At 69.7% G+C, this 25,493-nt stretch carries 24 protein-coding genes and 1 riboswitch; of the genes, 10 read left to right on the plus strand and 14 right to left on the minus strand.

The window, feature by feature from the left end; translation table 11 throughout:
• Positions 1-72 precede the first annotated feature (72 nt).
• Complete coding sequence (locus P2Q00_RS45495) at positions 73-354, plus strand: HPr family phosphocarrier protein (RefSeq protein WP_275780712.1); 282 nt, start codon at positions 73-75, stop codon at positions 352-354.
• Positions 355-494: 140 nt separating this feature from the next.
• Here P2Q00_RS45495 and P2Q00_RS45500 read toward each other — a convergent pair whose 3' ends face one another.
• The 4 genes from P2Q00_RS45500 to P2Q00_RS45515 all read right to left on the minus strand — a co-directional run bounded on the left by P2Q00_RS45500 (position 495) and on the right by P2Q00_RS45515 (position 5,303).
• On the minus strand, positions 495-1,187 hold the full coding sequence (locus P2Q00_RS45500) for a GntR family transcriptional regulator (RefSeq protein ID WP_275780713.1): 693 nt from the start codon (positions 1,185-1,187) through the stop codon (positions 495-497).
• Positions 1,188-1,373: 186 nt separating this feature from the next.
• Complete coding sequence (locus P2Q00_RS45505; RefSeq protein WP_275780714.1) at positions 1,374-2,141, minus strand: M23 family metallopeptidase; 768 nt, start codon at positions 2,139-2,141, stop codon at positions 1,374-1,376.
• Positions 2,142-2,154: 13 nt separating this feature from the next.
• Positions 2,155-2,318: riboswitch (cyclic di-AMP (ydaO/yuaA leader) on the minus strand.
• Positions 2,319-2,520: 202 nt separating this feature from the next.
• Positions 2,521-3,909, minus strand: coding sequence for a M16 family metallopeptidase (locus tag P2Q00_RS45510; RefSeq protein WP_275780715.1), 1,389 nt, complete (start codon positions 3,907-3,909; stop codon positions 2,521-2,523).
• Positions 3,906-5,303, minus strand: coding sequence for a M16 family metallopeptidase (locus tag P2Q00_RS45515; RefSeq protein ID WP_275780716.1), 1,398 nt, complete (start codon positions 5,301-5,303; stop codon positions 3,906-3,908). The genes P2Q00_RS45510 and P2Q00_RS45515 overlap by 4 nt, the downstream gene beginning before the upstream one ends.
• Before the next feature lie 252 nt (positions 5,304-5,555).
• Between P2Q00_RS45515 and P2Q00_RS45520 the strand changes: the two genes are divergently transcribed.
• Complete coding sequence (locus P2Q00_RS45520; RefSeq protein WP_275780766.1) at positions 5,556-8,012, plus strand: DNA gyrase/topoisomerase IV subunit A; 2,457 nt, start codon at positions 5,556-5,558, stop codon at positions 8,010-8,012.
• Here the strand turns inward: P2Q00_RS45520 and P2Q00_RS45525 are convergent.
• On the minus strand, positions 8,009-9,073 hold the full coding sequence (locus tag P2Q00_RS45525) for a CobW family GTP-binding protein (RefSeq protein WP_275780717.1): 1,065 nt from the start codon (positions 9,071-9,073) through the stop codon (positions 8,009-8,011). The genes P2Q00_RS45520 and P2Q00_RS45525 overlap by 4 nt on opposite strands.
• 321 nt (positions 9,074-9,394) lie before the next feature.
• On the opposite strand from P2Q00_RS45525, the gene P2Q00_RS45530 reads away from it, so the two are divergent.
• The 3 genes from P2Q00_RS45530 to P2Q00_RS45540 all read left to right on the plus strand — a co-directional run bounded on the left by P2Q00_RS45530 (position 9,395) and on the right by P2Q00_RS45540 (position 10,858).
• Positions 9,395-9,952: a DUF6082 family protein gene (locus P2Q00_RS45530; RefSeq protein ID WP_275780718.1), complete on the plus strand. Its 558-nt coding sequence runs from the start codon at positions 9,395-9,397 to the stop codon at positions 9,950-9,952.
• Positions 9,953-10,226: 274 nt separating this feature from the next.
• Positions 10,227-10,466, plus strand: a complete 240-nt coding sequence (locus P2Q00_RS45535; protein ID WP_275780719.1) for a hypothetical protein — start codon at positions 10,227-10,229, stop codon at positions 10,464-10,466.
• Between the two features lie 155 nt (positions 10,467-10,621).
• Entirely contained in the window at positions 10,622-10,858 is a 237-nt protein-coding gene (locus P2Q00_RS45540) for a hypothetical protein (RefSeq protein WP_275780767.1), read from the plus strand.
• 108 nt (positions 10,859-10,966) lie between these two features.
• On the opposite strand, the gene P2Q00_RS45545 is transcribed toward P2Q00_RS45540, so the two are convergent.
• Entirely contained in the window at positions 10,967-12,127 is a 1,161-nt protein-coding gene (locus P2Q00_RS45545) for a citrate synthase/methylcitrate synthase (RefSeq protein ID WP_275780720.1), read from the minus strand.
• 109 nt (positions 12,128-12,236) lie between these two features.
• On the opposite strand from P2Q00_RS45545, the gene P2Q00_RS45550 reads away from it, so the two are divergent.
• From P2Q00_RS45550 to P2Q00_RS45565, 4 genes are all read left to right on the plus strand, one after another.
• The gene (locus P2Q00_RS45550; RefSeq protein ID WP_275780721.1) at positions 12,237-13,493 is read left to right on the plus strand and encodes a citrate synthase; all 1,257 of its coding nucleotides are present in this window, start codon (positions 12,237-12,239) and stop codon (positions 13,491-13,493) included.
• Positions 13,494-13,574: 81 nt separating this feature from the next.
• Positions 13,575-14,516, plus strand: coding sequence for a ferredoxin family protein (locus tag P2Q00_RS45555; protein ID WP_275780722.1), 942 nt, complete (start codon positions 13,575-13,577; stop codon positions 14,514-14,516).
• Positions 14,517-14,635: 119 nt separating this feature from the next.
• A complete protein-coding gene (locus P2Q00_RS45560) occupies positions 14,636-16,306 on the plus strand; it encodes an ATP-binding protein (RefSeq protein ID WP_275780723.1) in 1,671 nt (556 codons plus the stop codon).
• Positions 16,303-16,983: a response regulator gene (locus tag P2Q00_RS45565; RefSeq protein ID WP_275780724.1), complete on the plus strand. Its 681-nt coding sequence runs from the start codon at positions 16,303-16,305 to the stop codon at positions 16,981-16,983. Before P2Q00_RS45560 ends, P2Q00_RS45565 begins: the two co-directional genes overlap by 4 nt.
• Before the next feature lie 54 nt (positions 16,984-17,037).
• Here the strand turns inward: P2Q00_RS45565 and P2Q00_RS45570 are convergent, their stop codons facing one another.
• Genes P2Q00_RS45570 through P2Q00_RS45580 form a run of 3 tightly spaced genes read right to left on the minus strand, consistent with a single transcriptional unit; the run spans position 17,038 to position 19,830 of the window.
• On the minus strand, positions 17,038-18,087 hold the full coding sequence (locus tag P2Q00_RS45570) for an ABC transporter substrate-binding protein (protein ID WP_275780725.1): 1,050 nt from the start codon (positions 18,085-18,087) through the stop codon (positions 17,038-17,040).
• 59 nt (positions 18,088-18,146) lie between these two features.
• Positions 18,147-19,025, minus strand: coding sequence for an ABC transporter permease (locus P2Q00_RS45575; protein ID WP_275780726.1), 879 nt, complete (start codon positions 19,023-19,025; stop codon positions 18,147-18,149).
• On the minus strand, positions 19,015-19,830 hold the full coding sequence (locus P2Q00_RS45580; RefSeq protein WP_275780727.1) for an ABC transporter ATP-binding protein: 816 nt from the start codon (positions 19,828-19,830) through the stop codon (positions 19,015-19,017). The genes P2Q00_RS45575 and P2Q00_RS45580 overlap by 11 nt, the downstream gene beginning before the upstream one ends.
• Before the next feature lie 161 nt (positions 19,831-19,991).
• Between P2Q00_RS45580 and P2Q00_RS45585 the strand changes: the two genes are divergently transcribed.
• Complete coding sequence (locus P2Q00_RS45585; protein ID WP_275780728.1) at positions 19,992-20,684, plus strand: response regulator; 693 nt, start codon at positions 19,992-19,994, stop codon at positions 20,682-20,684.
• A 90-nt stretch (positions 20,685-20,774) separates the two neighbouring features.
• On the opposite strand, the gene P2Q00_RS45590 is transcribed toward P2Q00_RS45585, so the two are convergent.
• From P2Q00_RS45590 to P2Q00_RS45610, 5 genes are all read right to left on the minus strand, one after another.
• A complete protein-coding gene (locus P2Q00_RS45590; RefSeq protein ID WP_275780729.1) occupies positions 20,775-22,367 on the minus strand; it encodes a monocarboxylic acid transporter in 1,593 nt (530 codons plus the stop codon).
• Positions 22,367-22,921, minus strand: a complete 555-nt coding sequence (locus P2Q00_RS45595) for a DUF485 domain-containing protein (RefSeq protein ID WP_275780730.1) — start codon at positions 22,919-22,921, stop codon at positions 22,367-22,369. Before P2Q00_RS45595 ends, P2Q00_RS45590 begins: the two co-directional genes overlap by 1 nt.
• A gap of 69 nt (positions 22,922-22,990) precedes the next feature.
• Positions 22,991-23,674 carry a response regulator transcription factor gene (locus tag P2Q00_RS45600; protein WP_275780731.1) on the minus strand — a complete coding sequence of 228 codons (684 nt, stop codon included), beginning with the start codon at positions 23,672-23,674 and terminating at the stop codon, positions 22,991-22,993.
• Positions 23,671-24,822 (minus strand): sensor histidine kinase, encoded by a 1,152-nt coding sequence (locus P2Q00_RS45605; protein ID WP_275780733.1) that lies wholly within the window; start codon positions 24,820-24,822, stop codon positions 23,671-23,673. Before P2Q00_RS45605 ends, P2Q00_RS45600 begins: the two co-directional genes overlap by 4 nt.
• Positions 24,819-25,346, minus strand: a complete 528-nt coding sequence (locus P2Q00_RS45610; RefSeq protein ID WP_275780734.1) for a DUF1453 domain-containing protein — start codon at positions 25,344-25,346, stop codon at positions 24,819-24,821. Before P2Q00_RS45610 ends, P2Q00_RS45605 begins: the two co-directional genes overlap by 4 nt.
• Between the last annotated feature and the right edge of the window lie 147 nt (positions 25,347-25,493).

Genomic DNA, 25,493 nt, shown 5'->3' on the forward strand with positions numbered 1-25,493 from the left:
ACCGCTCCGGAGACGCTTCACGTTGTGGGAAACTGGTCTAGACAACCCTGAGTCTCTGAAGGGCAGCATCACATGGCTGAGCGCCGCGTCAACGTCGGCTGGGCCGAGGGCCTCCACGCCCGCCCCGCTTCCATCTTCGTCCGGGCCGCCACGGCCGCAGGTATCCCGGTGACGATCGCCAAGGCCGACGGCAACCCCGTCAACGCGGCCTCCATGCTGGCCGTTCTCGGCCTGGGCGCCCAGGGCGGCGAGGAGATCGTCCTCGCCTCCGCGGCCGAGGGTGCGGACGTCGCCCTCGACCGTCTGGCGAAGCTGGTCTCCGAGGGGCTCGAGGAGCTTCCCGAGACCGTCTGATTCACCGCACCACATAAGGGCTCGTCCGAATTGCCGGGCGAGCCCTTTGCATTTCCCCTGCGGGGCAGCAGAATTTCCGCTCACGGGCAGCAGAAATAATGCCCCCGCAAATTGTTCCCTCTTTGTATACGGCGCCCGTGTTAATGCCGCAGGCCCGTCATGTTTACGGGATGTTGCGAGTTCCTCACACCGTTCACCCGCTCCGGGGCGCCGAAGCGCAGCCGGTGCGCTGCGCTCGAGCGCTCGGTGTGCAGCGTGGTGACCGCCCGCGCGCGCTCGCTGTCGCCGCGGGCCACGGCGTCGACGATCGCACCGTGCTCCGCCCAGGACTCCACGGGGTTGGCCGGTGCCTCCACGGCGTACATCCAGGCGATCTTGTGGCGCAGCTGGGTCAGCATGGAGGTCAGCGCGGGGCTGCCGGAGGCCTGGGCGAGCGTCTCGTGGAACCAGCCCCCCAGGGAGCGCAGATCCTCGCTGTTGCCTCTCCTGGCCCGCTCCTGGCCCAGCCTGACCAGGCCGCGCAGGACCTTGAGATGGGCCTCGGTGCGCCGCTGGGCGGCCCGGGAGGCGCCGAGCGGTTCCAGGAGCATGCGCATCTCCAGGAGGTCGGCGGCCTCCTGCTCGTTCGGTTCCGCGACGCACGCGCCCGCGTGCCGCCGGGTCACCACGAAGCCCTCGGCCTCCAGGGTGCGCAGGGCCTCGCGCACGGGGACGCGTGAGACGCCGTAGCGGCGCGCGAGCAGTTCCTCGGTGAGCCGGCTGCCGCGCTCGTAGACACCGGCGACGATGTCGTCCCGGATCGCCGTGCACACCGAGTGCGCCGGAATACGCATGACCGACCTCCGACTTAATCCCCGTGAAACGTCGATGATTGACGTGTATCGGTGACTCTATTGCACGGAGCCGGAATTTCCGACGGCGGGCCGGAATCCATGGATATTTTTTGGACAGCAGGGCGACAGAAACGCCGAAAGCCCCGGCAGGGGAGCCCGGGCCTCAGGAGATCTTGCGATCCGTCGTCAGACGTTCACGCCGTGCGCGCGCAGGTAGGCGACCGGGTCGATGTCGGAGCCGTACTCGGGGGTCGTACGGGCCTCGAAGTGCAGATGCGGTCCGGTGGTGTTGCCGGTCGCGCCGGAGAGGCCTATCTGCTGGCCCGGGGTCACCGTCTGGCCCACCGAGACACCGATGGACGACAGATGGCCGTACTGGGTGTACGTGCCGTCGTGCATCCTGATCACGATCTGGTTGCCGTAGGCGCCGCCCCAGCCGGTCTCGACGACGGTGCCGGAGCCGACCGCGTGGACGGTCGTGCCGCTCGCGGCGTGGAAGTCGATGCCGGTGTGGCTGCCGGAGGACCACAGGCTGCTGCTGGCCTGGTAGCCGGTCGAGACGTACGAGTTGGCTATCGGCGCGACGAACGTGTTGAGGCGCTTGCGCTCGGCCTCACGGGCGGCGCGCTCCTTCGCCTCGCGCTCCGCCTTGGCCTTCGCGGCGGCCTTCTCGCGTGCCGCCTCCGCGGCCGCCTTCTTGAGCGCGGCCTCCTCGGCTGCCTGCTTCTGGGCGTCGGCCTGGGCGTCGATCTTGTCGGCGATCGTGTCGCCGATGCTGATGACGGGGGTGAGGCCGGTCTGCTCGGCGGAGGAGGTGTCGGCGGCGAGCGCGGGGGCTGCCAGGCTGCCGACGACGCCGGTGGTGGCGAGGGCCGCGATCCCGGCGGCGCGGGTGGTGGTGCGGTGCATCCGCGTGGGACGACGGTGCTTCCCGGTGGCGCGCGTGAACGCCATGTAGTGGCTGGTCCTTTCCTTCCTTCTCGCCTACCGGGTTAGCTGACGGGTTCGGAGCAGGAAGGTCTCCTACGGACCCCCTCGCTGCACGCGCGGGCGTCCGATTCACCCCAGGGACTGCGATGGGTCCCCGGCTCCCCTGGCTCGCGCCGTACGGGGACTCGGCGATGGCTGTCCGGTGCCGCGGGTGCGGCGCGGTGCCTGACGGACAGCCCGGACGACGCTAAACGGGGCAAGTTTCAATCCCCAAACGGATCACGCCTTTTGTAGCGCATGCCACAGGGCAGACAGGCAACCTCTCCCCAATTCGGACATTGAGGGGCCCTGGTGACTCATCAGTCACCAGGGCCCCCACACGCGCGTGCCGCTGACCGAGCCTCTACTCGGCTGCCACGACGCTGACTTCGCCGATCCCGAGGGCCTCGACGGGCTCCTTGATCTCGGCCGCGTCACCGACCAGGACCGTCACCAGGCGGTCCACCGGGAAGGCGCTCACGGCCGCCGCGGTGGCCTCCACGGTGCCGGTCGCGGAGAGCTGCTGGTACAGCGTCCCCTGGTAGTCGTCCGGCAGATGCTGCTCGACCTGGTCGGCCAGCGTGCTCGCCACGGCCGCCGCGGTCTCGTACTTGAGCGGTGCCACGCCTACGAGGTTCTGTACGGCGACGTCGCGCTCGGCGTCGGTGAGGCCGCCCTCGGCGAGGGTCCGCAGGACCGTCCACAGGTCCTGCAGCGCCGGGCCGGTGTTCGGGGTGTCGACGGAACCGCTGATGGCGAGCATCGCGGCGCCGGAGCCGTCCGGGGCGGACCTGAGGACCTGGCCGAACGCACGCACACCGTAGGTGTAGCCCTTTTCCTCGCGCAGGACGCGGTCCAGGCGGGAGGTGAGGGTGCCGCCCAGGCAGTAGGTGCCGAGCACCTGCGCCGGCCACACGCGGTCGTGCCGGTCGGCGCCGACGCGGCCGATGAGCAGCTGCGTCTGCACGGCTCCGGGGCGGTCCACGATGATCACGCGCCCGGTGTCGTCGGCGGTCACCGGCGGCACGGGGCGGGACTCGGCCGAGGAACCCGTCCAAGCGCCCAGGGTGTCGCCGAGCAGTGCGTCCAGGTCGATGCCGGTGAGGTCGCCGACGACGACGGCGGTGGCCGTGGCGGGCCGGACATGGCGGTCGTAGAAGGCGCGCACGGCCGCCGCGTCGATCTTCTCGACCGTCTCCTCGGTGCCCTGGCGCGGCCGCGACATGCGCGAGGTCGCCGGGAACAGCTCCTTGGAGAGCTCCTTGGCGGCCCGGCGCGAGGGGTTGGCCAGCTCGTGCGGGATCTCGTCGAGACGGTTGCGGACCAGGCGCTCGACCTCGCTGTCGGCGAAAGCGGGCGCCCTGAGGGCGTCGGCGAGCAGGCCGAGCGCCTTGGCCAGGCGGGAGGCCGGGACCTCCAGGCTCAGGCGTACACCCGGGTGGTCGGCGTGCGAGTCGAGGGTGGCGCCGCTGCGCTCCAGCTCGGCGGCGAACTCCTCGGCGGAGTGCTTGTCGGTGCCCTCCGAGAAGGCCCGCGCCATGATCGTGGCAACGCCTTCGAAGCCGGCCGGCTCGGCCTCCAGGGGCGCGTCCAGGAGCACCTCGACGGCGACGACCTGCTGGCCGGGGCGGTGGCAGCGCAGCACGGTCAGGCCGTTGTCGAGCGCGCCTCGCTCCGGCGCCGGGAAGGCCCAGGGCCTGGCCTCGCCCGCCCGGGGCTGCGGGTGGAACTGCATCGTGGCGAGCTCGCTCACTTGGCCGCCTCCTCGTTCTGGTCGGTGACTTCCACCGTGGCTTCGGACTCGGGGTCTTCGGGGAAGTCCTCGTCCTGGGTGTGCTCCGCGGACTCGGCGGAGAGCGGCTCGTAGACGAGCACCGCGCGGTTGTCGGGCCGCAGGCGGGCCTTGGCAACCTCCTGGACCTCCTTGGCCGTCACCTCCAGGACCCGCTGGACGGCGGTGAGGGCGAGCTGCGGGTCACCGAACAGGACGGCGAACCGGCACAGTTCGTCGGCGCGGCCCGCGACCGTGCCCAGCCGGTCCAGCCACTCGCGCTCCAACTGGGCCTGGGCGCGCTCCATTTCCTCGGCCGTGGGGCCCTGTTCGGCGAACCGGGCGAGCTCCTCGTCGATGGCGGTCTCGATGACCGGCACCTCGACGTCACCGGAGGTCTTCACGTCCAGCCAGCCCAGGGAGGGCGCTCCGGCCAGCCGCAGCAGGCCGAATCCGGCCGCGACGGCCGTACGGTCGCGCCGTACAAGGCGGTTGTAGAGGCGGGAGGACTCACCGCCGCCGAGGACGGTGAGCGCCAGGTCGGCGGCGTCCGCCTCGCGCGTGCCGTCGTGCGGCAGCCGGTAGGCCGCCATCAGGGCGCGCGCCGGCACTTCCTCCTCGATGACCTCGCGCAGCTGCTCACCGATGATCTCGGGCAGCGAGCCGTCGCGGGGCGCCGGCTTCCCGTCGTGCGCGGCGATGGACCCGAAGTACTTCTCGATCCAGGCGAGCGTCTGCTCCGGGTCGATGTCGCCGACGACCGAGAGGACGGCGTTGCCCGGCGCGTAGTACGTGCGGAAGAACGCGCGCGCGTCCTCCAGGGTCGCCGCGTCCAGGTCGGCCATCGAGCCGATCGGGGTGTGGTGGTAGGGGTGGCCCTCCGGGTAGGCGAGGGCGGTCAGCCGCTCGAACGCCGTGCCGTACGGCACGTTGTCGTAACGCTGCCTGCGCTCGTTCTTGACGACGTCCCGCTGGTTCTCCATGGACTCGTCGTCGAGGGCGGCGAGCAGGGAGCCCATCCGGTCGGCTTCCAGCCAGAGGGCGAGCTCCAACTGGTGGGCGGGCATGGTCTCGAAGTAGTTGGTGCGCTCGAAGCTGGTGGTGCCGTTGAGCGAGCCGCCGGCGCCCTGCACCAGCTCGAAGTGCCCGTTGCCCTTGACCTGCCCCGAGCCCTGGAACATCAGGTGCTCGAAAAGGTGAGCCAGGCCGGTACGGCCCTTGACTTCGTGGCGCGAGCCGACGTCGTACCAGAGGCACACCGCCGCGACGGGGGTCAGGTGGTCCTCGGAGAGCACCACGCGCAGCCCGTTGGCCAGGCGGTGCTCGGTCGCTGTCAGGCCCCCGGTGCCTGCCTGGTCTGTGGCCGTGTGACCCATGGGCATGTACGTCCCTTCGCCTCGCGGATGCGGTGGTTCAAGCCGCGGTTTTCCTGCCGGTCCTGCCACTGTATGCAAGCGTGCAGATCGTCGGCGAAGTTCCCGGGCGACGTACGCCCACAGCGGATCGCGTAGCCTGCGTCCACGCCTGGCGGGAGGGCCGATGTCAGGTCCTCGTCCGCGTTGTCAGTGCCACGGTCCACAATGGTCCGCGTCAGATATCGTTCACGCTTGAGCAAGGAGCCGGCAGCGATGGCCCGCCGCAGCACGAAGACCCCGCCGCCCGACGACTCGTACGAGGAGAAGATCCTCGACATCGACGTCGTCGACGAGATGCAGGGCTCCTTCCTCGAGTACGCGTACTCGGTCATCTACTCCCGAGCCCTGCCCGATGCCCGCGACGGCCTCAAGCCGGTGCACCGGCGCATCGTCTACCAGATGAACGAGATGGGGCTGCGCCCCGACCGCGGCTATGTGAAGTGCGCGCGCGTGGTCGGCGAGGTCATGGGCAAGCTGCACCCGCACGGTGACGCGTCGATCTACGACGCCCTGGTGCGCATGGCCCAGCCGTTCTCCATGCGCGTGCCGCTGGTCGACGGGCACGGCAACTTCGGCTCGTTGGGCAACGACGACCCGCCCGCCGCCATGCGGTACACCGAGTGCCGCCAGGCCCAGGCGACGAGCCTGATGACGGAGTCGATCGACGAGGACACGGTCGACTTCGCGCCCAACTACGACGGCCAGGAGCAGGAGCCGGTGGCGCTGCCCGCCGCCTTCCCGAACCTGCTGGTGAACGGCTCGTCGGGCATCGCGGTCGGCATGGCGACGAACATGCCGCCGCACAACCTCGCCGAGGTCATCTCGGCCGCCCGGCACCTGATCCGCTTCCCGGGCGCGGACCTCGACACCCTGATGAAGCACGTCCCCGGCCCCGACCTGCCGACCGGCGGCCGCATCGTCGGCCTCTCCGGCATCCGGGACGCGTACGAGACGGGCCGTGGCACGTTCAAGATCCGCGCCACGGTCGAGATCGAGACCGTCACCGCCCGCCGCAAGGGCCTGGTCATCACCGAACTGCCCTTCGCGGTCGGCCCGGAGAAGGTGATCGCCAAGATCAAGGACCTGGTCGGTTCGAAGAAGATCCAGGGCATCGCCGACGTCAAGGACCTCACCGACCGCGCGCACGGCCTGCGCCTGGTCATCGAGATCAAGAACGGCTTCGTGCCGGAGGCCGTCCTGGAGCAGCTGTACAAGCTGACGCCGCTGGAGGAGTCCTTCGGCATCAACAACGTCGCGCTGGTGGACGGCCAGCCGCTCACGCTGGGCCTCAAGGAGCTCCTGGAGGTCTACCTCGACCACCGCTTCGAGGTCGTGCGGCGCCGCAGCGAGTTCCGCCGCACCAAGCGCCGCGACCGTCTGCACCTGGTGGAGGGCCTGCTCACCGCGCTCGTCGACATCGACGAGGTCATCCGTCTGATCCGCTCCAGCGAGAACAGCGCGCAGGCCAAGGAGCGCCTGATGGAGCGCTTCTCCCTGTCGGAGATCCAGACCCAGTACATCCTGGACACACCGCTGCGCCGGCTGACCAAGTTCGACCGCATCGAGCTGGAGTCGGAGAAGGACAGGCTCAACGCCGAGATCGCGGAGCTGACCCGGATCCTCGAATCGGACGCGGAGCTGCGCAAGCTGGTCTCCTCCGAACTGGCCGCGGTGGCCAAGAAGTTCGGCACCGAGCGGCGTACGGTCCTGCTGGAGGCGTCCGGCGCCCCGGCTGCCGCCGTGCCGCTGCAGGTCGCGGACGACCCGTGCCGGATCCTGCTCTCCTCCACGGGCCTGCTGGCCCGTACGTCGAACGGCGAGCCCTTCCTGGAGGACGCCGACGCCCGGCGCACCAAGCACGACGTGATCGTGTCCGCGGTCCCGGCGACTGCACGCGGCGAGATCGGCGCGGTGACCTCCTTGGGCCGTCTGCTGCGGATCAACGTCGTCGACCTGCCGCAGCTGCCGGACACGGCGTCGGCGCCGAACCTCGCCGGCGGGGCACCCCTGTCGGAGTTCCTCTCCCTGGAGGACGGCGAGACGGTCATCTGCCTGATCACGCTCGACGAGTCCTCCCCCGGCCTCGCCCTCGGCACCGAACAGGGCGTCGTGAAGCGTGTCGTCCCCGACTACCCGTCCAACAAGGAGGAGTTGGAGGTCATCACGCTCAAGGACGGCGACCGGATCGTCGGCGCCATCGAGCTGCGCACCGGCGAGGAGGACCTGGTCTTCATCACGGACGACGCGCAACTGCTGCGCTATCAGGCCTCACAGGTCCGTCCCCAGGGCCGCCCGGCGGGCGGTATGGCGGGCATCAAGCTCACCGAGGGCGCGAAGGTCATCTCCTTCACGGCCGTGGACCCGGCCGTGGATGCAGTCGTGTTCACGGTCGCGGGCTCGCGCGGCACACTCGACGACTCGGTCCAGACGACGGCCAAGCTGACCCCGTTCGACCAGTATCCGCGCAAGGGCCGCGCCACCGGCGGCGTCCGCTGCCAGCGGTTCCTGAAGGGCGAGGACTGCCTGTCCTTGGCCTGGGCGGGCGCCGTCCCGGCCAAGGCGGCGCAGAAGAACGGCACTCCGGCCGACCTCCCCGAGATGGATCCGCGCCGCGACGGCTCGGGCGTGTCCCTGGGGAAGACGGTGGCGGTGGTGGCGGGACCCGTCTAGGCCGACGGCTCCACGAGGTCCGTCTCCGGATCCTGTACGTAGCGCAGGACGCCCCACATACCGTGCTCGTCGGCGGTGTGCGGGGCGCCGCTCCTGCTCGCCTCGAGTTCCTTGCCGAGGGCGGGCGCGTCGATGCCGGAGCCGATGAGGACGACCTGCGTCACTCGCGCGTCGTCCGGCGCCCAGGGCTCCGGGTAGAACCGGAGGAAGCGCCCCACCGCGTGTACGGCGTAACGGTTCCGGATGTCGTGCGCCCCGAAGTCGACGTACCCCTTGATCCGGTACAGCCCCTCGGGCCGGCTGTCGAGGAACTCCATCAACCGGCGCGGGTCCATGGGCACTTCGGAGGTGAAGGACAGGCTGTCGTACGCCGCGTGCAGGTGATCGGCGTGGCCCTGCTCGCCGTGCTCGTGCAGGTCGTCGAAGGACAGCTGCCCGATGCGCTCCTCGCTCGGCCTGCAGTCGAAGAGGAACTCGGGATCGATGCGGCCGTAGGAGGCAGGGACGACGGCGGCACGGTCGACGAGGGAACGGACGAGCCCGAGGACGCGCTCGGCGTCCGGCGCCCGGTCGAGCTTGTTGACGACGACGAGGTCGGCGAGGGCGAGATGCCGGTCGACCTCGGGATGCTTCACACGTGTGCCGTCGAACTCAGCGGCGTCGACGACCTCGACGAGGCCGCCGTACACGATCCCCGGCTGCTCACTGGCGAGCACCATGCGCACGAGTTCCTGCGGTTCGGCGAGGCCGCTGGCTTCGATCACGATGACGTCGATGCCGGCGGAGGGCCGGGCGAGCCGTTCGAGATAGAGGTCGAGCTCGCTGACGTCGACGGCACAGCACAGACAGCCGTTCCCGAGCGAGACGGTGGAGTCACCGAGCGCTCCGGCGACGGCCATGGCATCGATCTCGATGGCACCGAAGTCATTGACGACGGCGCCGATACGGCTGCCACCGCTGCGATGCAGGAGATGATTGAGGAGGGTGGTCTTGCCGGAGCCCAGGAATCCGGCGAGTACGACGACCGGGATCTGCCGGATGCTGTGGCTCGGCTGACTCAACGTGCGACCTCTCTGACACCGACGCGCGCACCGGATCGCGACCGCGGCGCACACCCAAGGATTGAATGCCGGACCAGGATACGAGCCGTAAGAATCACCGCGAAGTGAACGATTGTTAGCAGCAGTTGCGGGGCAGACGTTGGGCAAGGCGCCGGAGCGTGCGACCCTTGCTTCCCTCCGTGCGCCGCCTCTCCGCCTCCCTGCCGATCAGAGCCGCTCGGCACCCTGGGAGACGGCAAGCGCCGCCCACCGCTCGCCGGTCCCCATCAGTCGACCCGCACCCCGACGACCGGCGGACGGCCGCCTGACTCGGGGGTTGACATGGTCACACAGAACTTTGGGCTTCGGGGGCTGAGGGCCGTAGCCTCGGCCGGCATCGGCCTGGCGGCAGGTGCCGCCGCCACCCTGGCCGCACAGCGACCCGCTCTCCATGCCCTGCGCACACGGATCGAGCATCTGGAACAAGCCGCCCAGGCCCAGCGCCAGACCAACTTCGCCCACCAGCAGCGCCTGCACTGGGAGCTACTGAGCAAGGCCATGGACGATCCGGACCTGGCCGAGGTGCTGGACGCCTACAACGGGACCGTTCCGCCCAGGAAGCAGCGCCAGTTCCTCTTCGCCAACGCCCTCTACACCAATGCGTTCTGCTACTACCGCATGGGCAACATAACGCGCGATGAGTTCTTCGGCTTCGCCCGAAGCATGCTCCAAATTCCCATATTCCGTGAGTATTGGTACGCAACCCGGCCTCATCGGGCAACGCTGATCGGAACTTCCGAAGAAGCCAAACTCGGCCGCATGGTTGACGAGCTTCTGGTCCAGCTGGAGGAAACGGACATCGACGAGTGGTGGGTGGTCGGGGAGCCGCCGACCGAGTAGCCGCAGCCGCTTCTCGCCCTCGAGGCGTGAAACGCCGTCCCTGCGAGCCACTCTCCTGAGCGCATCACACGGTTGGGCGGTAACAAACCAGTAAACCGCTGCGTTTCCCCAGGTGCCAACAAGGTTGACTACTGCGCATCCTGCGGAACAGGGCGATCCCCGCCGAACCGCCATCCACGCCGCCCGGTTGTCGAGACCGCGGCCCCACCGGGCCGAATCGCGCCGCGCTGCCCCAGTGCGCACCCACCTCGAGACCAAAAGGAACACCAGAACAGTGAGCCAGATCATCCGTCGGATTGGTACACCGCCGAGCGCCCGGGGAAGCGCGACAGGTGCCAATTGCCCCGATATCTTCGAGCTCTCCGACGGAAGGTTCGCTGTCATCGGCACGGACGTCACGGACGAACTCGACGCCCAGCTCCCTGCCGACGCCTCCAGAGCCGGCTACGAACGCATTGTCGTGGTCACCCGCGAGACCCTCATTCACGCCAAGGCTGACATCCCCGACGCATAGCCCACGGGGTCATTCCCTACGCACCCTCAATCGTTCAGTCAGCCTGTCTTCGTCTGCACTTCGACGTCCCCGGTGCCCTGCAGCCCTGCACGGCAGGGCACCCCCGGGCGGCAACACCATGAGCTCAAGGTCACTGTCTGAAAGGCGGGACAATGGTGGCAATCTTACGGCGGATCGGCGACTCCCCCTATGCGAGAGGCAGCCTGTCAGGCCAGCACTGCCCCGACATCTTCGAACTCAGCGACGGCAACTACGCCGTCATTGGAAGGGAAGCCACCGCAGAACTCGAGGCCGAACTACCTCCCGACGCCTCCAGGGCCGAATACGAGCGGATCGTGGTCATCAGCCGCGAGACACTGATCCGGGCCCGCAAGGACATTCCTCCCAACTGACGCGACTGAAGGCCACCTGGCGCACTCGCATCGCGGTCGCCCCGTCGCCGTCGCCGTCGCATGAGCGGGTTCGGCTTCAGCCCGTACTGCCGAACCCGCCCCACCGGGTCACACCGGCACCGCAACCGGCGCCTCCGCCCCCACATACCGCGCCACCGGCCTGATGATCTTCGAATCCTCCGCCTGTTCCAGGATGTTCGCGCTCCAGCCCACCACCCGCGCCGCCGCGAACGTCGGGGTGAACATCTCGCGCGGCAGACCGCACAGTTCCATGACGACGCCCGCGTAGAACTCGACGTTCGTGTGCAGTTCGCGGCCGGGCTTCAGCTCCGCGAGGATCGACTCGACATGGCGCTCGACCTCCACCGCAAAGTCGACACGCGGGCCGCCGAAGCTCTGCGCCAGCTCGCGCAGCATCCGCGAACGAGGGTCCTCCGTACGGTAGACGGGATGGCCGAAGCCCATGATGCGGTCGCCGGCGAGGACGCGTGCACGGATCCAGGGGTCGATGCGGTCGGGGGTGCCGATCGCATCCAGAGTGTCCAGCGCGCGACTGGGCGCACCACCGTGCAGCGGCCCGGAGAGCGCCCCCACGGCTCCGACGAGGCAGGCGGCCACGTCCGCTCCCGTCGACGCGATGACTCGGGCCGTGAAGGTTGATGCATTGAAGCCGTGATCAATGGTTGAGATCAAGTACTGCTCGACCGCCCGCGCCCGCTTCGGCTCCGGCACCGAACCCGTCAGCATGTACAGGTAGTTGGCCGCATAGGAGAGGTCGTCCCGCGGTTCCACCGGCTCTAGACCCCGGCCGAGCCGGTGCAGCGCCGTGAGCAGCGTCGGTACGGCTGCGGCCGCCACGAGGGTGTCCCGGCGGCGGTCGGCCGCGCCGATGTCGTACACCGGCCGGAAGCCCTTCGCCGCGCCGAGCAGCGACAGTGCTGTGCGCATGCCTGCCAGCGGGCCGGACCGTCCGCTCGCCGCCGCGATGGCAGGCAGGGCCGTCCGCACCTCGTCAGGCAGTCGCCGCAGGGCCGCCGTTTCGGAGATGAAGGCCGCACGCTGCACCTCGTCCGGCAGTTCGCCGTGGACCAGGAGATGCCAGACGTCCTCGAAGCCGCGGGTCTGCGCGAGTTCGACGGCCGAGTACTGGCGGTAGTGATAGAAGCCCTCCAGCCCCCGAACGTCCCCGATCTCCGTGTCGGTGACGACGACGCCGGCGAGTCCCCGCGGTACGTCGACGGTGGCGGCGGCTGACCTGTTGACGGACATGATTCCTCCCTGGACTTGATTCAACTGTCCATGCTTGACTAATTCTCTGTCAATATTGATTGAATCAATGTCATGGATCCATACGTCGTGATGCGGATACGGTGGCCCCATGCGCGATCAAGACCCCTCCGCCGGTCATGCCGAACGCCGGCTGACCACCAAGGAAGCCGCCGAACTGCTGGGCGTGAAGCCCGAGACCGTGTACGCGTACGTGAGCCGCGGCCAGCTCAGCAGCAGACGCGTACCCGGCGGCCGGGGCAGCACCTTCGACGCCAAGGAGGTGGAGGCGCTCGCCCGGCGCAACAGGTGGGAGAGCAGCGGGAGTTCACCGTCAGGCGGCGAGCTCTCCGTGCGGACCCGCATCACGCTCATCGAGAAGGACCGGTACTTCTTCCGTGGCGTCGACGCCACGGAGCTGGCCACGCGCCACTCCTACGAAGAGGTCGCCGAGTGGCTGTGGACCGGCCGGCTGCGCCCCGGCATCGCGTTCACCGCGCCCGAGGTCTCCGTCGCCGTGGCCCGCCGCGCCGTCGACGCGCTGCCCGAACACACCGGGCCGACCGACAGGTTGCGGGTCGCGGCGATCGCCGCCGCGGTGGCGGACCCGCTGCGCTTCGACCTCTCCGAGGACACAGTGCTCGGCACCGCGCGCACCCTCATCCCCACCCTGGTCGCCGCCCTGCCGCCGGCCCGGCGCGGCCACCGCGACGAGGGTCCGCTGGCCCACCGCCTGTGGGCACGGCTGAGCGGACGGGAGGCCGACGAGGCCTCGCTGCGCGCGCTGGACACCGCGCTCGCCCTCCTCGTCGACCACGACCTCGCCGCCTCGACCCTCGCGGTGCGCGTCGCCGCCTCGGCCCGCGCCCACGCCTACGCGGCCGTCTCCGCCGGGCTCGGCGTACTGGAAGGGCCCCTGCACGGAGCGGCGAGCGGCCTCGCCCACCGGCTACTGCTCGACGTGCTCGACGAGGGCAACGCGGCCCCCGTCATCGCGGAAGAGCTGCGGGCGGGCCGCCGCATTCCGGGACTCGGCCACCGGCTCTACCCCGGCGAGGACCCACGCGCGCGTGTCCTGTTCGGCCTCCTGGAGGGGATCCCCCGCGCCGCCCCCGCCCTCGCCGCGGCCCGCGACGTCGTGGCCACCACCGCCCGCCACACCCCGCTGCACGCCAATGTCGACCTGGCCCTGGCCGTGCTCACCGCGTCCTCGGGCATGCCCTCCACCGCGGGCGAGACGATCTTCGCCGTGGCGCGTACGGCGGGCTGGATCGCCCACGCGCTCGAGGAGTACGGGGAGCGCCCGCTGCGCATGCGGCCGAGCGGACACTACGTCGGCCCGAGGCCACCCCAGCCACTGCCCGGGTAAGAGCCGTCCCAGCCACTGTTCAAGTTGGACACGAACACGGCCGGAAGCCACCGTGAGCCAAGTCAGGTTAGGCTCACCTGTGTGAGTACGTGCTCGACCGCCTCCCGGGAGCTCGACGAGCCCATTGCGGGAACCGCGGCCACCGCGAGGACCTGGCTCCTGCTGGAGCAGCCGGGTCCCTGGGGTGCGGATGCACTCACTTCGAGCCACCTCGATCCGGCACTCGGCCGCGCCCTGGAGGCGGCCGCGAAGGGCACGGGCGTACGTATCGCGCTGATCCGCCGCCCGGGACGGCACGCCGACTGCGGCACGCTCACCACACGGCAGGTGTACGCGGCCCATACCGCGCCCGGCAACGCGTGGCTGCACTCCGCCTCGGCCTACGATCCGCGGGCCCTGCTCGACCTCGACTTCGCCGCGCTCGGCCGGGGCGAGCACCACACCTTCGACTCGGCGCTCGGGGCCCGGCCGCACGCCGGTGGTCCGCTCGCCCTCGTCTGCACCAACGGCAAACGCGACCGCTGCTGCGCCCTGCTCGGCCGCCCGCTCGCGGCCGAGCTCGCCGCCTCCGAGGTGGAGGGCGTCTGGGAGGTCACTCATCTGGGTGGCCATCGCTTCTCGCCCACGCTGCTCGTCCTGCCGTACGGATACGCATACGGCCGCGCCCAGGCCCACGCGGTCAAGGAGATCCTGCACGGCGTCCAGGAAGGGCGGATCGTCGTGGAGAAGTGCCGCGGGAGCTCCGCCTGGGAGCGCCCCGGTCAGGCGGCCGAGCTGGCCGTGCGCACCACCGCGCGCGAGTACGCGGCGGACGCCCTGAGCGTCGTACGGACGGACGGCAGCGCACCGTGCTGGGAGGTGACCGTCGGCCACACGGACGGACGCCAGTGGCGGGTCGTGGTCGCGCAGGGCGCGTCCCTGCCGCCCCGCCCGGAGAGCTGCGGCACGTCGATCCTCGGCTCACCTGCGCGTATGGAGGTCCTGGCGGTGCACGAGCTGAGGACGACGGTTCCGGTCGGCTGAGCACGGCGCTTTCCCTACTGCTTCAAGAAGGCGCTTCCTCGACTGCTTCAAGAATTGGTCAAGAGATCCACGCCACACCCCCCTGGGGCACACCGGGCCGCCCACGTACCGTCGTGGGTATGAGTCCCACTCCGCCTGCACGCCGCCTGCGCCTCGGTCTGCCGAAGCGGGTGTTCTCGCAGGTGCTGCTGATGCAGGTGGCGATCGCCGCGGGAGTCGCGGTGCTCGCGACCGGGTTGTTCCTGGCGCCGCTGAGCAAGCAGCTCGACCAGGAGGCGATGCGCCGGGCGCTGGCCATCGCGCAGACCACCGCGGAGCAGCCGCAGATAGCGAAGGACCTGATCAACACCGCCCCGACCGTCGACGGACCGGTCCAGAAAGAGGCGGAGCGGATCCGCAGGGCCACCCATGCCGAGTACATCGTGGTGCTGGACTGGCGGGGCGTGCGCTGGTCGCACACCGATCCCGAGCAGATCGGCCGGAACGTCTCGACCGACCCCACCGAGGCCCTCCTCGGCAACCAGGTCATGGAGATCGACAACGGCACCCTGGGCCGCTCGGCCCGCGGCAAGGTGCCCCTGCGGGACGCCGACGGCACGATCATCGGGGCGGTCTCGGTCGGGATCAAGTACGACAGTGTGCGGGCCGAGCTCATGGGCGCGATCCCCGAGCTGCTGGCCTACGCCGGCGGCGCACTGGCCGTTGGTGCGCTGGCCGCCTGGGTGATCTCGCGGCGAGTCCAGCGGCAGACCCGTGACCTTGCCTTCTCCGACATCTCGGCGCTGCTCGCGGAGCGCGAGGCGATGCTGCACGGCATCCGCGAGGGCGTCGTCGCCCTGGACCGGGCCGGACGAATACGCCTCCTCAACGACGAGGCGCACCGGCTGCTGAGCATCGATGCGAAGGCCGTCGGCCGGTCCCCCGACGAGGCGCTCGGCGAAGGACGTACGGCCGACATCCTGGCCGGCCGGGTGACGGGCACCGACCTGCTCACCGTCCGGGGCCAGCGTGTCCTGGTCGCCAACCGCATGCCCACCGACGACGGCGGCGCCGTGGCCACCCTGCGCGACCGCACGGAACTGGAGCAGCTCGGTCGGGAACTCGACTCGACGCGTGGCCTGATCGACGCCCTGCGCGCCCAGGACCACGAGCACGCCAACCGCATGCACACGCTCCTGGGGCTGCTCGAACTGGACATGTACGACGACGCCGTGGAGTTCGTCGGGGAAGTGGTCGGTGACCACCGGGTCACGGCGGAACAGGTCACCGAGAAAATCCAGGACCCGCTGATCGCCGCTCTGCTGGTCGGCAAGGCGACGGTTGCGGCCGAGCGCGGCGTCGCCCTGTGGGTCTCGGACCGGACGCGGCTCCCGGACCGGTTGATCGACCCCAGGGGGCTCGTCACGATCGTCGGGAACCTCGTGGACAACGCGCTCGACGCGGTCGCCGGCACCCTCCACGCGCGCGTGGAGGTCGAGTTGCGCGCCGAGGGGCCTACCGCCGTCCTCAGGGTGCGCGACACGGGGCCCGGAATCCCTGCGGAACAACACGAGTTGATCTTCACCGAGGGGTGGTCCACCAAGGAGCCGCCGGCGCACCGCAAGCGCGGCATCGGTCTGTCCATGGTGCGCAGGCTCGCGGAGCGGCAGGGCGGCAGCGCGACGGTGGGCGAGGCGGACGGTGGCGGCGCGGAGTTCACCGTCGTCCTGCCGGAAGCACTGACCGAGGCGGCGCCGGAGCTGGCCCTGACCAGAGCCGCGGACGCGCCAGTCAAGGAGGAGTCGCGATGATCGAGGTCCTGGTCGTGGACGACGACACCAGGGTCGCGCAGGTCAACGCCGCCTACGTCGAGAAGGTGCCGGGCTTCCATGTCGCCGGCGAGGCGCACAGCGCGGCCGAGGCGCTGCGACAGCTGGAGGCGCTGCCCCGTCTGGACCTGGTCCTCATGGACCACTATCTGCCCGACGAGACGGGCCTGGCGGTTGTCCAGGAGATGCGCCGCCGCGGCCACCAGACCGACGTGATCATGGTGACGGCGGCTCGTGACATCTCGACCGTGCAGGCCGCGATGCGGCACGGCGCACTGCAGTACCTCGTCAAGCCGTTCGCCTTCGCGGGCCTGCGCGCCAAGCTGGAGGCGTACGCGGAGCTGCGCCGCACACTCGACGGCGGCGGCGAGGCGGAGCAGGCCGAGGTGGACCGCATCTTCGGCGCCCTGTCGGCGCCTTCGGAGCCGGGGCTGCCCAAGGGCCACTCCCCCACCACCGCGGAGCTGGTACGCCAGTCCCTGATGAGTGCCGAAGGCCCGCTGTCGGCCCAGGAGATCGCCGATCGGACGGGGGTCAGCCGTCAGACGGCCCAGCGCTACCTGAAGCTCCTGGAGCGCACGGGCCGGGCCCGGCTCACGCTCAAATACGGCGACGCGGGCCGCCCTGAACACCGTTACGTGTGGGCGACCCGCGCCTGAGGGCACGGCCGTTGGGGACGGGGGAAGGGGCCGTGCCCCCACCTACATACGGACTCAGCCCGCGGCCTTCTCCACGAACTCAGTGGTGAACGTCTTGCTCAGATCCACCTTGGCGTTCTTGATGTTGGGGTTGAACGCCTTGAGGACCTTCTCGACGGTCTCGGGGCCGTCTTTGGGCATCACGCCGTCCTTGGTGAACATCGGCAGCGTGCTCTCGATGGCTGCCGCGTACAGGAGCTTGTTGCCCTGCGAGTAGTCGGCGGGCATCTTGTCGGCGATCTGCGTAGAGCTGTGAGTGGACATCCACTTGAGCGTCTTGACGAATGCAGTGGCCAACTTCTGGACGGTGTCCTTGTGACTGTTGACCCAGTCCGTCTGCATGTACAGGCTTGACGACGGGTACGGGCCGCCGAGCGCCTCCTGGGACCCCTCGGGCGTACGCATGTCGAGGAGGACCTTGCCCGCCTTCTTGTCCAGGATGGTGGCGACGGTCGGGTCGGTCGTCATGCCGCCGTCGATTGCGCCCTGCTGGAGGGCGGCGATGAAGGTCGGTCCCGCTCCGACCGCGACCGGCGTGAAGTCGCTGACCTTCACCCCGTTCTTGACGGCAAGGTACTTGGTGAGGAAGTCGGTCGACGAGCCGAGACTGGTGATGCCGAGCTTCTTGCCCTTGAAGTCCTTGAGTGACTTGATGTCGCCCTCCGCCTTGCTGGAGACGATCTCCACCTCGCCGGGCGCGTGCGAGAACTGCACCACGGACTCCACAGCCTTGTCCTTGGTCTGCAGGTCGAGGGTGTGGTCGTAGAAGCCGACGGCCCCCTGGACCTGCCCGGAGACGAGCGCGGTCTCGGCCTGGACACCGGCGGGCTCGCTCAGCAGCTCCACATCGAGGCCCTCGGCGTCGAAGTAGCCGAGCCGCTGGGCGAGCATCGCGGGCAGGTAGATGACCTTGTCGAGGCCACCGACCATGATCTTGACCTTCGTCCCCTTGCCGTCGCCCTTGCTAGAGGCAGTGTTGGCCACGTCATTGGCACAAGCGGTGAGGGAGGAGAGGGCGAGCAGGCCCGCGGCGGCCAGGGTGGAGTATCTGGCGGTCTTGCGCATGAGGGTTCACGTCCTTGTGAGAGGGCTGTGCGGGGAAAGGAGCGGCTCAAGGCGGGAGTTCAGCTGTCGGAACCCGTCGGCTTCCACCGGAAGATGCGGCGCTCGGCGAAGGTCAGCAGTCCCTCGGCGGCGAGTGCCACGACGGCGAGGATGACCATGGCCGCGTACACACCGGCCGTGTTGAAGGTGCCCTGCGACTGCGAGATGAGCATGCCGACGCCCTTGGTCGCGCCGATGTACTCGCCGACGATGGCGCCGATGAGGGCGAAGCCGAAGCTGACATGGAGGCTGGTGAAGATCCATGAGGTCGCGGAGGGGATGACCACCTGGAGCGTCACCCTGCGGTCACTCGCGCCCAGGATCCGGGCGTTGGAGACAAGGTTGCGGTCGACCTCGCGGGCGCCCTGGAAGGCGTTGAAGAAGACCGGGAAGAAGACCAGGACAACCGCCGACGCGACCTTGGAGGCGGGGCCGAGTCCGAACCAGATCATGAAGACCGGGGCAAGGACGATCCTCGGTATCGAGTTGAGCACCTTGATGTATGGACCAAGGACATCGGCGAGAAAGGTGATCCGGCCAAGGGTGATGCCGAAGACGACACCGGCGATCACACCGAGGATCCAGCCGAGCAGCGCCTCGTACAGCGTGTACCAGATCTGCTCCCCCAGCGGCCCCTGCGCTGTCCCGTGCATCACCCAGGTGTAGATCTGGTCCCAGATCTTCGAGGGCATCGAGAAGTTGAACGCATCGATGACCTTGGTACGGGAGAGCGCCTCCCACAGACCCAGGACCGCGACCAGAAGCAGCACTCGGGCGGCCATCACGGCGATCTTGCGTCTACGGGCGGCACGCGCGCGTGAGTGTGCACGGTCCGTCTTGTTACCCGGCTCCGTCACGGTCAGCGCGATCTGTGCCTCGGGCATGACGTCAGGCGACATTGGCGGCACCCCTCTCACGGGTGATGCGGACCTCTTCGCCGAGCGACTCCCAGATCTCGCGGTAGATCTCGATGAACCGCGGCTCCAGGCGCACCGACTCGACCTTGCGCGGCCGCGGCAGGTCGATGTCGAAGACCTGCTTGACGGTGGCGGGACCGGCTGTCATCACGACGACCTTGTCCGCCAGCGCGATGGACTCCTCCAGGTCGTGGGTGACGAAGACGACGGAGGCGCCCGTGCCCTCCCACAGCTCCAGCAGCTCGTCCGACATCAGCGCCCTGGTCTGCACGTCGAGCGCCGAGAACGGCTCGTCCATCAGCAGGATCTCGGGGTCGTTGACGAAGGTCGCGGCGAGCGCGACGCGCTTGCGCTGGCCGCCGGAGAGCTGGTGCGGGTAGCGGTCCTCGAAGGCGGCGAGCCCGACCCGGGCCAGCCACTCACGCGCCTTCTGCTTCGCCTCCGCCTTGGGCACACCGCGGAAACGCGGGCCCGCCATGACGTTCGACAGGACGGTGCGCCAGGGGAAGGTGGCGTCCTGCTGGAAGACGAAACCGACCTTGTCGCCGACGCCGCGCACCGGCTCCCCGGCGACCAGGACCTCGCCCTCGGTGGGCTCTTCCAGCCCGCTGACCAGCGTCAGCGTGGTCGACTTGCCGCAGCCGGTCGGTCCGACGACGGCCACGAACTCCCCGCGCCCGACCGTGAGGTCCAGCTCCCTGACGGCCGTGTGCAGACCCCCCGACGGGGTCTTGAAGATCTTGCTCGCGCCCCGCAGCTGGATGGCGGGGCTGGTGTCTGCGCTCATGGCCGGGGACGGTAGATGTGGCCCGGGCCACAGCAGCAGCCTTGTGAGCGCATGCCGTTCTTTTGCTTGCAACAGCCTGTTGTGCTCGTTTTGCGCGCGCTACAACAGCGGAGCCGAAACACGGGCTTAACGCTCGCCAGGCCTTGACAGAAAGAGGCCCGATGATTGACGTCCTGGTCGTGGACGACGACTTCCGCGTTGCCGAGATCAACGCCAAGTACGTGGGAAAGGTTCCCGGCTTCCGGGTCGCCGCCCGCGCACACAGCGCTGCCCAGGCGCTGGCCAGCGTGCAGCGTGGGGCCATCGACCTGGTCCTGCTGGACCACTACCTGCCCGACCAGACAGGCCTCGAACTCGTCCACCGCATGCGGGAACAGGGCCACGGCACCGACGTCATCATGATCACCGCGGCCGGCGACGTGGCGACCGTGCAGGCCGCCATGCGCCTGGGCGCCCTGCACTATCTGGTCAAGCCGTTCACCTTCGCCGCCCTGCGCACCCGCCTCGACTCGTACGCCGCCCTGCGCCGCACCGTCGACCGCGTCGGCGGCCGCGGCATCGCCGGCCAGGAGCAGGTGGACCGGATCTTCGGCGCCCTGCGCACCACGCCGGCACCGTCGTCACCAGGCCTGCCCAGCGGCCACTCGGAACCGACGACCGATCTGATCTGCCGGGTCCTGCACCACGCCGAGCACCCCCTCTCCGCCCACGAGGTGGCCGCGGAGACGGGCCTGAGCCGCTCCACCGCCCAGCGCTACCTCCGCCACCTCGAACAGGCCGGCCGCCTCCGCCTCTCCCTCAAGTACGGCGACACGGGGCGTCCGGAACATTTGTACGCGTGGGTGACGCCGTAGCCCGAAGACCGAGCCGTGCGCCGTTCGACTGTGAGGCGTGCGTCCTACGAGGGTGAGGCCTGCGTCCTACGACGGTGAGGGCGGCGGTGGCTACGCGGCCCCCGCCCCCGTCAGCGCCCGCACCTCGGTCTCCGCGTGCTTGGCCTCGTCGGGGATCTCGTCGGAGGTGACTGTCCCGAGCCAGCCCGCGAGGAAGCCCATCGGGATCGACACCAGGCCGGGGTTCTGCAGCGGGAAGTACTGGAAGTCGACGTCCGGGAACAGCGATTCGGGACTGCCCGACACCACTGGCGACAGCACGACGAGGGCGAGTGCAGGGACCAGCCCGCCGTATACGGCCCACACGGCACCGCGGGTGGTGAAGCCGCGCCAGAACAGTGAGTAGAGCAGCACCGGGAGGTTCGCGGACGCGGCGACTGCAAAGGCCAGGCCCACCAGGAACGCGACATTCAGGTCACGGGCCAGCAGGCCAAGGGCGATCGCGACCACGCCGATGCCGACCGAGGCGACGCGCGCCACGGCCACTTCGCTGCGCGGCTTGGCATGTCTGCGCCGCAGGGACGCGTACAGGTCGTGGGCCACGGACGCCGAGGAGGCGAGCGTGATTCCGGCGACCACCGCAAGGATCGTGGCGAAGGCGATGGCGGCGACGACCGCGAAGAGAACCGTTCCTGCTGTGGAGTTCGCACCGCCGCCCAGGGCGAGCGCCAGGAGCGGGACCGCCGTGTTCCCGGCCGCGTTCGACCCGCGTACCGCATCCGGCCCCACGATCGCGGCCGCCCCGAAGCCGAGGATGATCGTCATCAGATAGAAGCCGCCGATGAGCCCGATCGACCAGAGCGCCGAGCACCGCGCCGCCCGGGCGGTGGGCACGGTGTAGAAGCGGGACAGAATGTGCGGCAGCCCTGCCGTGCCCAGCACCAGGGCGAGTCCCAGACTGATGAAGTCGAAGCGTGCGGTCCAGTCGCCGCCGTACTTCAGCCCCGGGGCCAGGAACGCATCGCCATGACCGCTGCGCTCGGCCGCCGTCAGCAGCAGCCGGTCGAAGTCGCCGTGGAACCGCAGCAGGACGAGCACGGTCAACGCGACCGTGCCGCTGAGCAGCAGCACCGCCTTGACGATCTGGATCCAGGTGGTTGCCCGCATCCCTCCCAGTGACACATAGATCACCATGAGCGCGCCGACGCCGATGACGGTCCAGGCCCGCGCCGCCGCGCTCGTACCCCCGAGCAGCAGCGCGACCAGGCTGCCCGCCCCCACCATCTGCGCCACCAGATACAGAACGGACACGGTGACCGAGGAAGTTCCCGCCGCGATCCGCACGGGCCGCTCATTCATGCGCGCTGCGACCACGTCGGCGAGCGTGAACCGCCCGCAGTTGCGCACGAGTTCGGCGACGAGGAAGAGCACCAGCAGCCAGGCGACGAGGAAGCCGACCACGTACAGCAGCCCGTCGTATCCGAACAGCGCGATGAGCCCGGTGACTCCCAGGAAGGAGGCGGCCGACATGTAGTCGCCGGCGATGGCAAAACCATTCTCCATGGGCGAGAAAAGACGCCCGCCGGCGTAGAACTCCTCCGCCGAGCCCTGTCTGTTGCGGCTCACCCACGTCGTGATCGCCAGCGTGATGGCGACGAACACGCTGAACAGAGAGAACGCAAGCGTCTGATGGCTGCCCGTCACTACGCACCACCCCGGACGCCGCGCGTCAGTTCCTGGGTGTTCCACCGCAGTTCGAGTGCGGCCCGGTCCCGGCGCAGCCGCGCATGCCGGGCATAGGCCCAGGCGAACAGGAACGTGGTGAGGAACTGCCCGAGCCCCGCGAGCATCGCCACGTTCACGGCGCCGGCCACGGGATGCGCCATCAACCCGGGCACGGTCGTGGCGGTCACGAGATATCCCATGTACCAGGCGAGGAAGGCGGCTACTCCCGGCACCACGAACCTGAGGTACCTACTGCGCACTTCCTGGAACGCCGCGCTGCGCTGCACCTCGAGGTACACGTCGGCCGCAGCGGCCGCCTCGTCCTCGCTCGCCCGGAGCTCCGGCCCGGCCTCGGGCACGGGGCCGCCGACGCCGTCCGACTCGCCCCAGCCGGAGGCAAGTGCGTCGTACCACGGGTCGTCGTATCTCGCGCTCCCGGGAGCCTCGGCGGGGGACGGGGCGTGATCTCGGTGCTCGGCCGAACCATCGGCGCCATCCCCGCCTCCGCGGGGACGACCGTTGCTTGACTGCATGCCCAAGGATGGACAGAACGGGAAGATCCCCGGCTCTTCTTCTCCGCGCTCTTCACCCCATCAGGTGACTCATCCCACCGGTGGCCGCGCGAGCCCCTTTGCATACGCATAACGCACGGCCTGGGCACGGTCCTTGAGCCCCGTCTTGGCGAAGATGTTGTTGATGTGGGTCTTCACGGTCGCGGTGGAGACATGCAGCTTGCGGGCGATCTCCTGATTGCTGAGGCCGTCGGCGATCAGCAGCAGCACCTCGGTCTCCCGCGCGGTGATCCCGTCCGGCGCCTCGGTCACGGCCGCCGGCTGCGGCTCCGGCTCGGACAGCCGCTCCAGCAGCCGCCGTTGGATGCTCGGCGACAGCCCCGCGTCCCCGGACAGCACGCTCTGCACGGCCCGTACGATCTCGTCCCCGCCCGCGTCCTTGGTGAGATAGCCCCGTGCCCCGGCCCGCAGGGCCGGGAACAGAGACTCGTCGTCGGCGAACGTCGTGAGCACCACGACCTGCGTCCCGGGGTACTCCGCGCGGATGCGCCGGGTCGCCTCCACACCGTCGCAGCGCGGCATGCGCAGGTCCATCAGCACCACGTCCGGGGCGAGTTCCGCGACGAGCCGCACCGCCTCGTCCCCGTCCCCCGCGGCACCGACGACCTCGATCCCGGGCAACAGGCCCAGCAGCATCACGATGCCCTCACGCACAACGGTCTGGTCGTCCGCGACCACCACGCGTGCGGGCCGCTGCTCCGTCCCTTCCGTCATACGGGCACCTTCAGCGTCACCACGAACCCCTCCTCGTCCGGCCCGGCCGCCAGCGAACCGCCCAGCAACTCGGCACGCTCGCGCATGCCCAGCAGACCGTACCCGGCGCCCGCCCCGGCCAGTTCGCCCGGTGAACCGCCGGAGTCCCGTACATCCAGCGTCACTTGATGGTCGCCGTAGTCCAGGCGCACCCGCACCTTGGCCCCCGGCGCGTGCTTACGGACGTTCGTCAGGGCTTCCTGCGCGACCCTGCGCACGGCCTGCGACGCCTCTGCGGGCAGCCGTCTGCGCTCACCCGTAATGGTGACCTCGGCACCGGCCGCCGTACTGATGAGCTGCGAGAGGAAGTCCTCCAGCGGAGTCTGCTCTCCGCGCAGCGCGGAGAGCGCCTGTCGCGTCTCGTCGAGACCGTCACGGGCCATGCCCCTTGCCGCCACCACTCGCTCCAGGATCTGCTCCCGGTCGGCGCCCCGCTCGATCAGCAGTCGGGCCGCCTCCAGGTGCACGAGCTGGGCCGAGAGGCTGTGTGCCAGCACGTCGTGGATCTCACGTGCGATACGGGCCCGCTCCGCGAGCGCCGCCGACTCGGCCTCGGCGGCCCGGGCGGCCCGCTCCTGGGCGAGCAGCCGCTGGGCGTTGCCGCGGGCCTCCGCGTCGAGGCGCAGGACGTAACCGGCAAGGGCCAGGCCCGCCGTCGTGGCCGCTGTGGTCAGCCACACGTCGTTGTTGACCGCGGCGTACGACGCGAGGGCCAAGGACGCCGTCGGCAGGGCGACCGCCAGCGGCAGCCGTTCCAGAGCGGTGATGGCGCAGCCGCACCAGAGGACGAGGGCCGGCCCCCGAAAGCCCATGTCCTGGGCCCCGACGGCCAGTCCCAGCAACAGGAGCATGATGGCCAGGGAGGGCCACAGCCTGTGCTGGAACGTGGTCCGGTACAGGGCCCAGGCGAGTACTGCGGCCACGACCACACCTACGGCGCCCACTACCGTCACCCAGCCGTGGACTCGGCTGCTGTTGAAGGCACCCCACAGCAGGATGGCGAGGGCGAACAGCCTCACGGCCCAGGCGAGCATGCGCCGAGGCCGCGAGATGCCTGCCCGCCCGAGCGCCTCCGGCGAGGGCCAGCGCATCCAGGCGTTCTGCGTCACACGCGCTCCTTTCGCGCGGGGCGGACCATGGGGTCACCGTACGCCGTGCCCCCGCCGACTTCGGGGGCCACGGACTGCGCCCGCCAGAGCAGGATTCCGGAGCGGACCAGGAGGGTGGCCGCGAGGGCTAGGAGCAGGGCGGAGCTGTCCTGGTGGACACCGATCGCCGCGCCAAGTGCAAAGAGGCCGACGCGCAGGCCGATGCCGACGATCCAGACAGTCACGGTCGCCTTGGTGCTCTTGCTCCACACGGAGCCGTCCGGCTGCGCCCATATTCGGGTCGTCCAGGCCCAACCGGCCCCGGTGACAAGGCCGATGAGCAGCTCGAAGGCGAGCAGAACCACCGACTCCGTGCGGTGATGGGCGTCGACGATGCCGGGCCGGCGCAGGGCCACAACGGCGAGGATCACGGGCAGCAGCCACCACCGCCTGCCCGTGCCGCCGATCTGCTGCGCGCGGAACTGTCGTACGACTACGAGGACGACGACAGCCGCGATCACCAGCCCGTTGACGAGCCCGGACATCTGAGCCTCCGTGAGCGAAGAGGGGTACCGGCAGCGAGTGCTGTCGATGCCTTCGACGCTACGGAAATTCGCAGGTCGCCAGATCGGAGCAGGGGTGGATCGTGGGTGGATCCACAAACGCCACGGGCTCCACCCACGGGTGGAGCC

Source organism: Streptomyces coacervatus (assembly GCF_029223485.1).
Taxonomy (GTDB): Bacteria; Actinomycetota; Actinomycetes; order Streptomycetales; family Streptomycetaceae; genus Streptomyces; species Streptomyces coacervatus.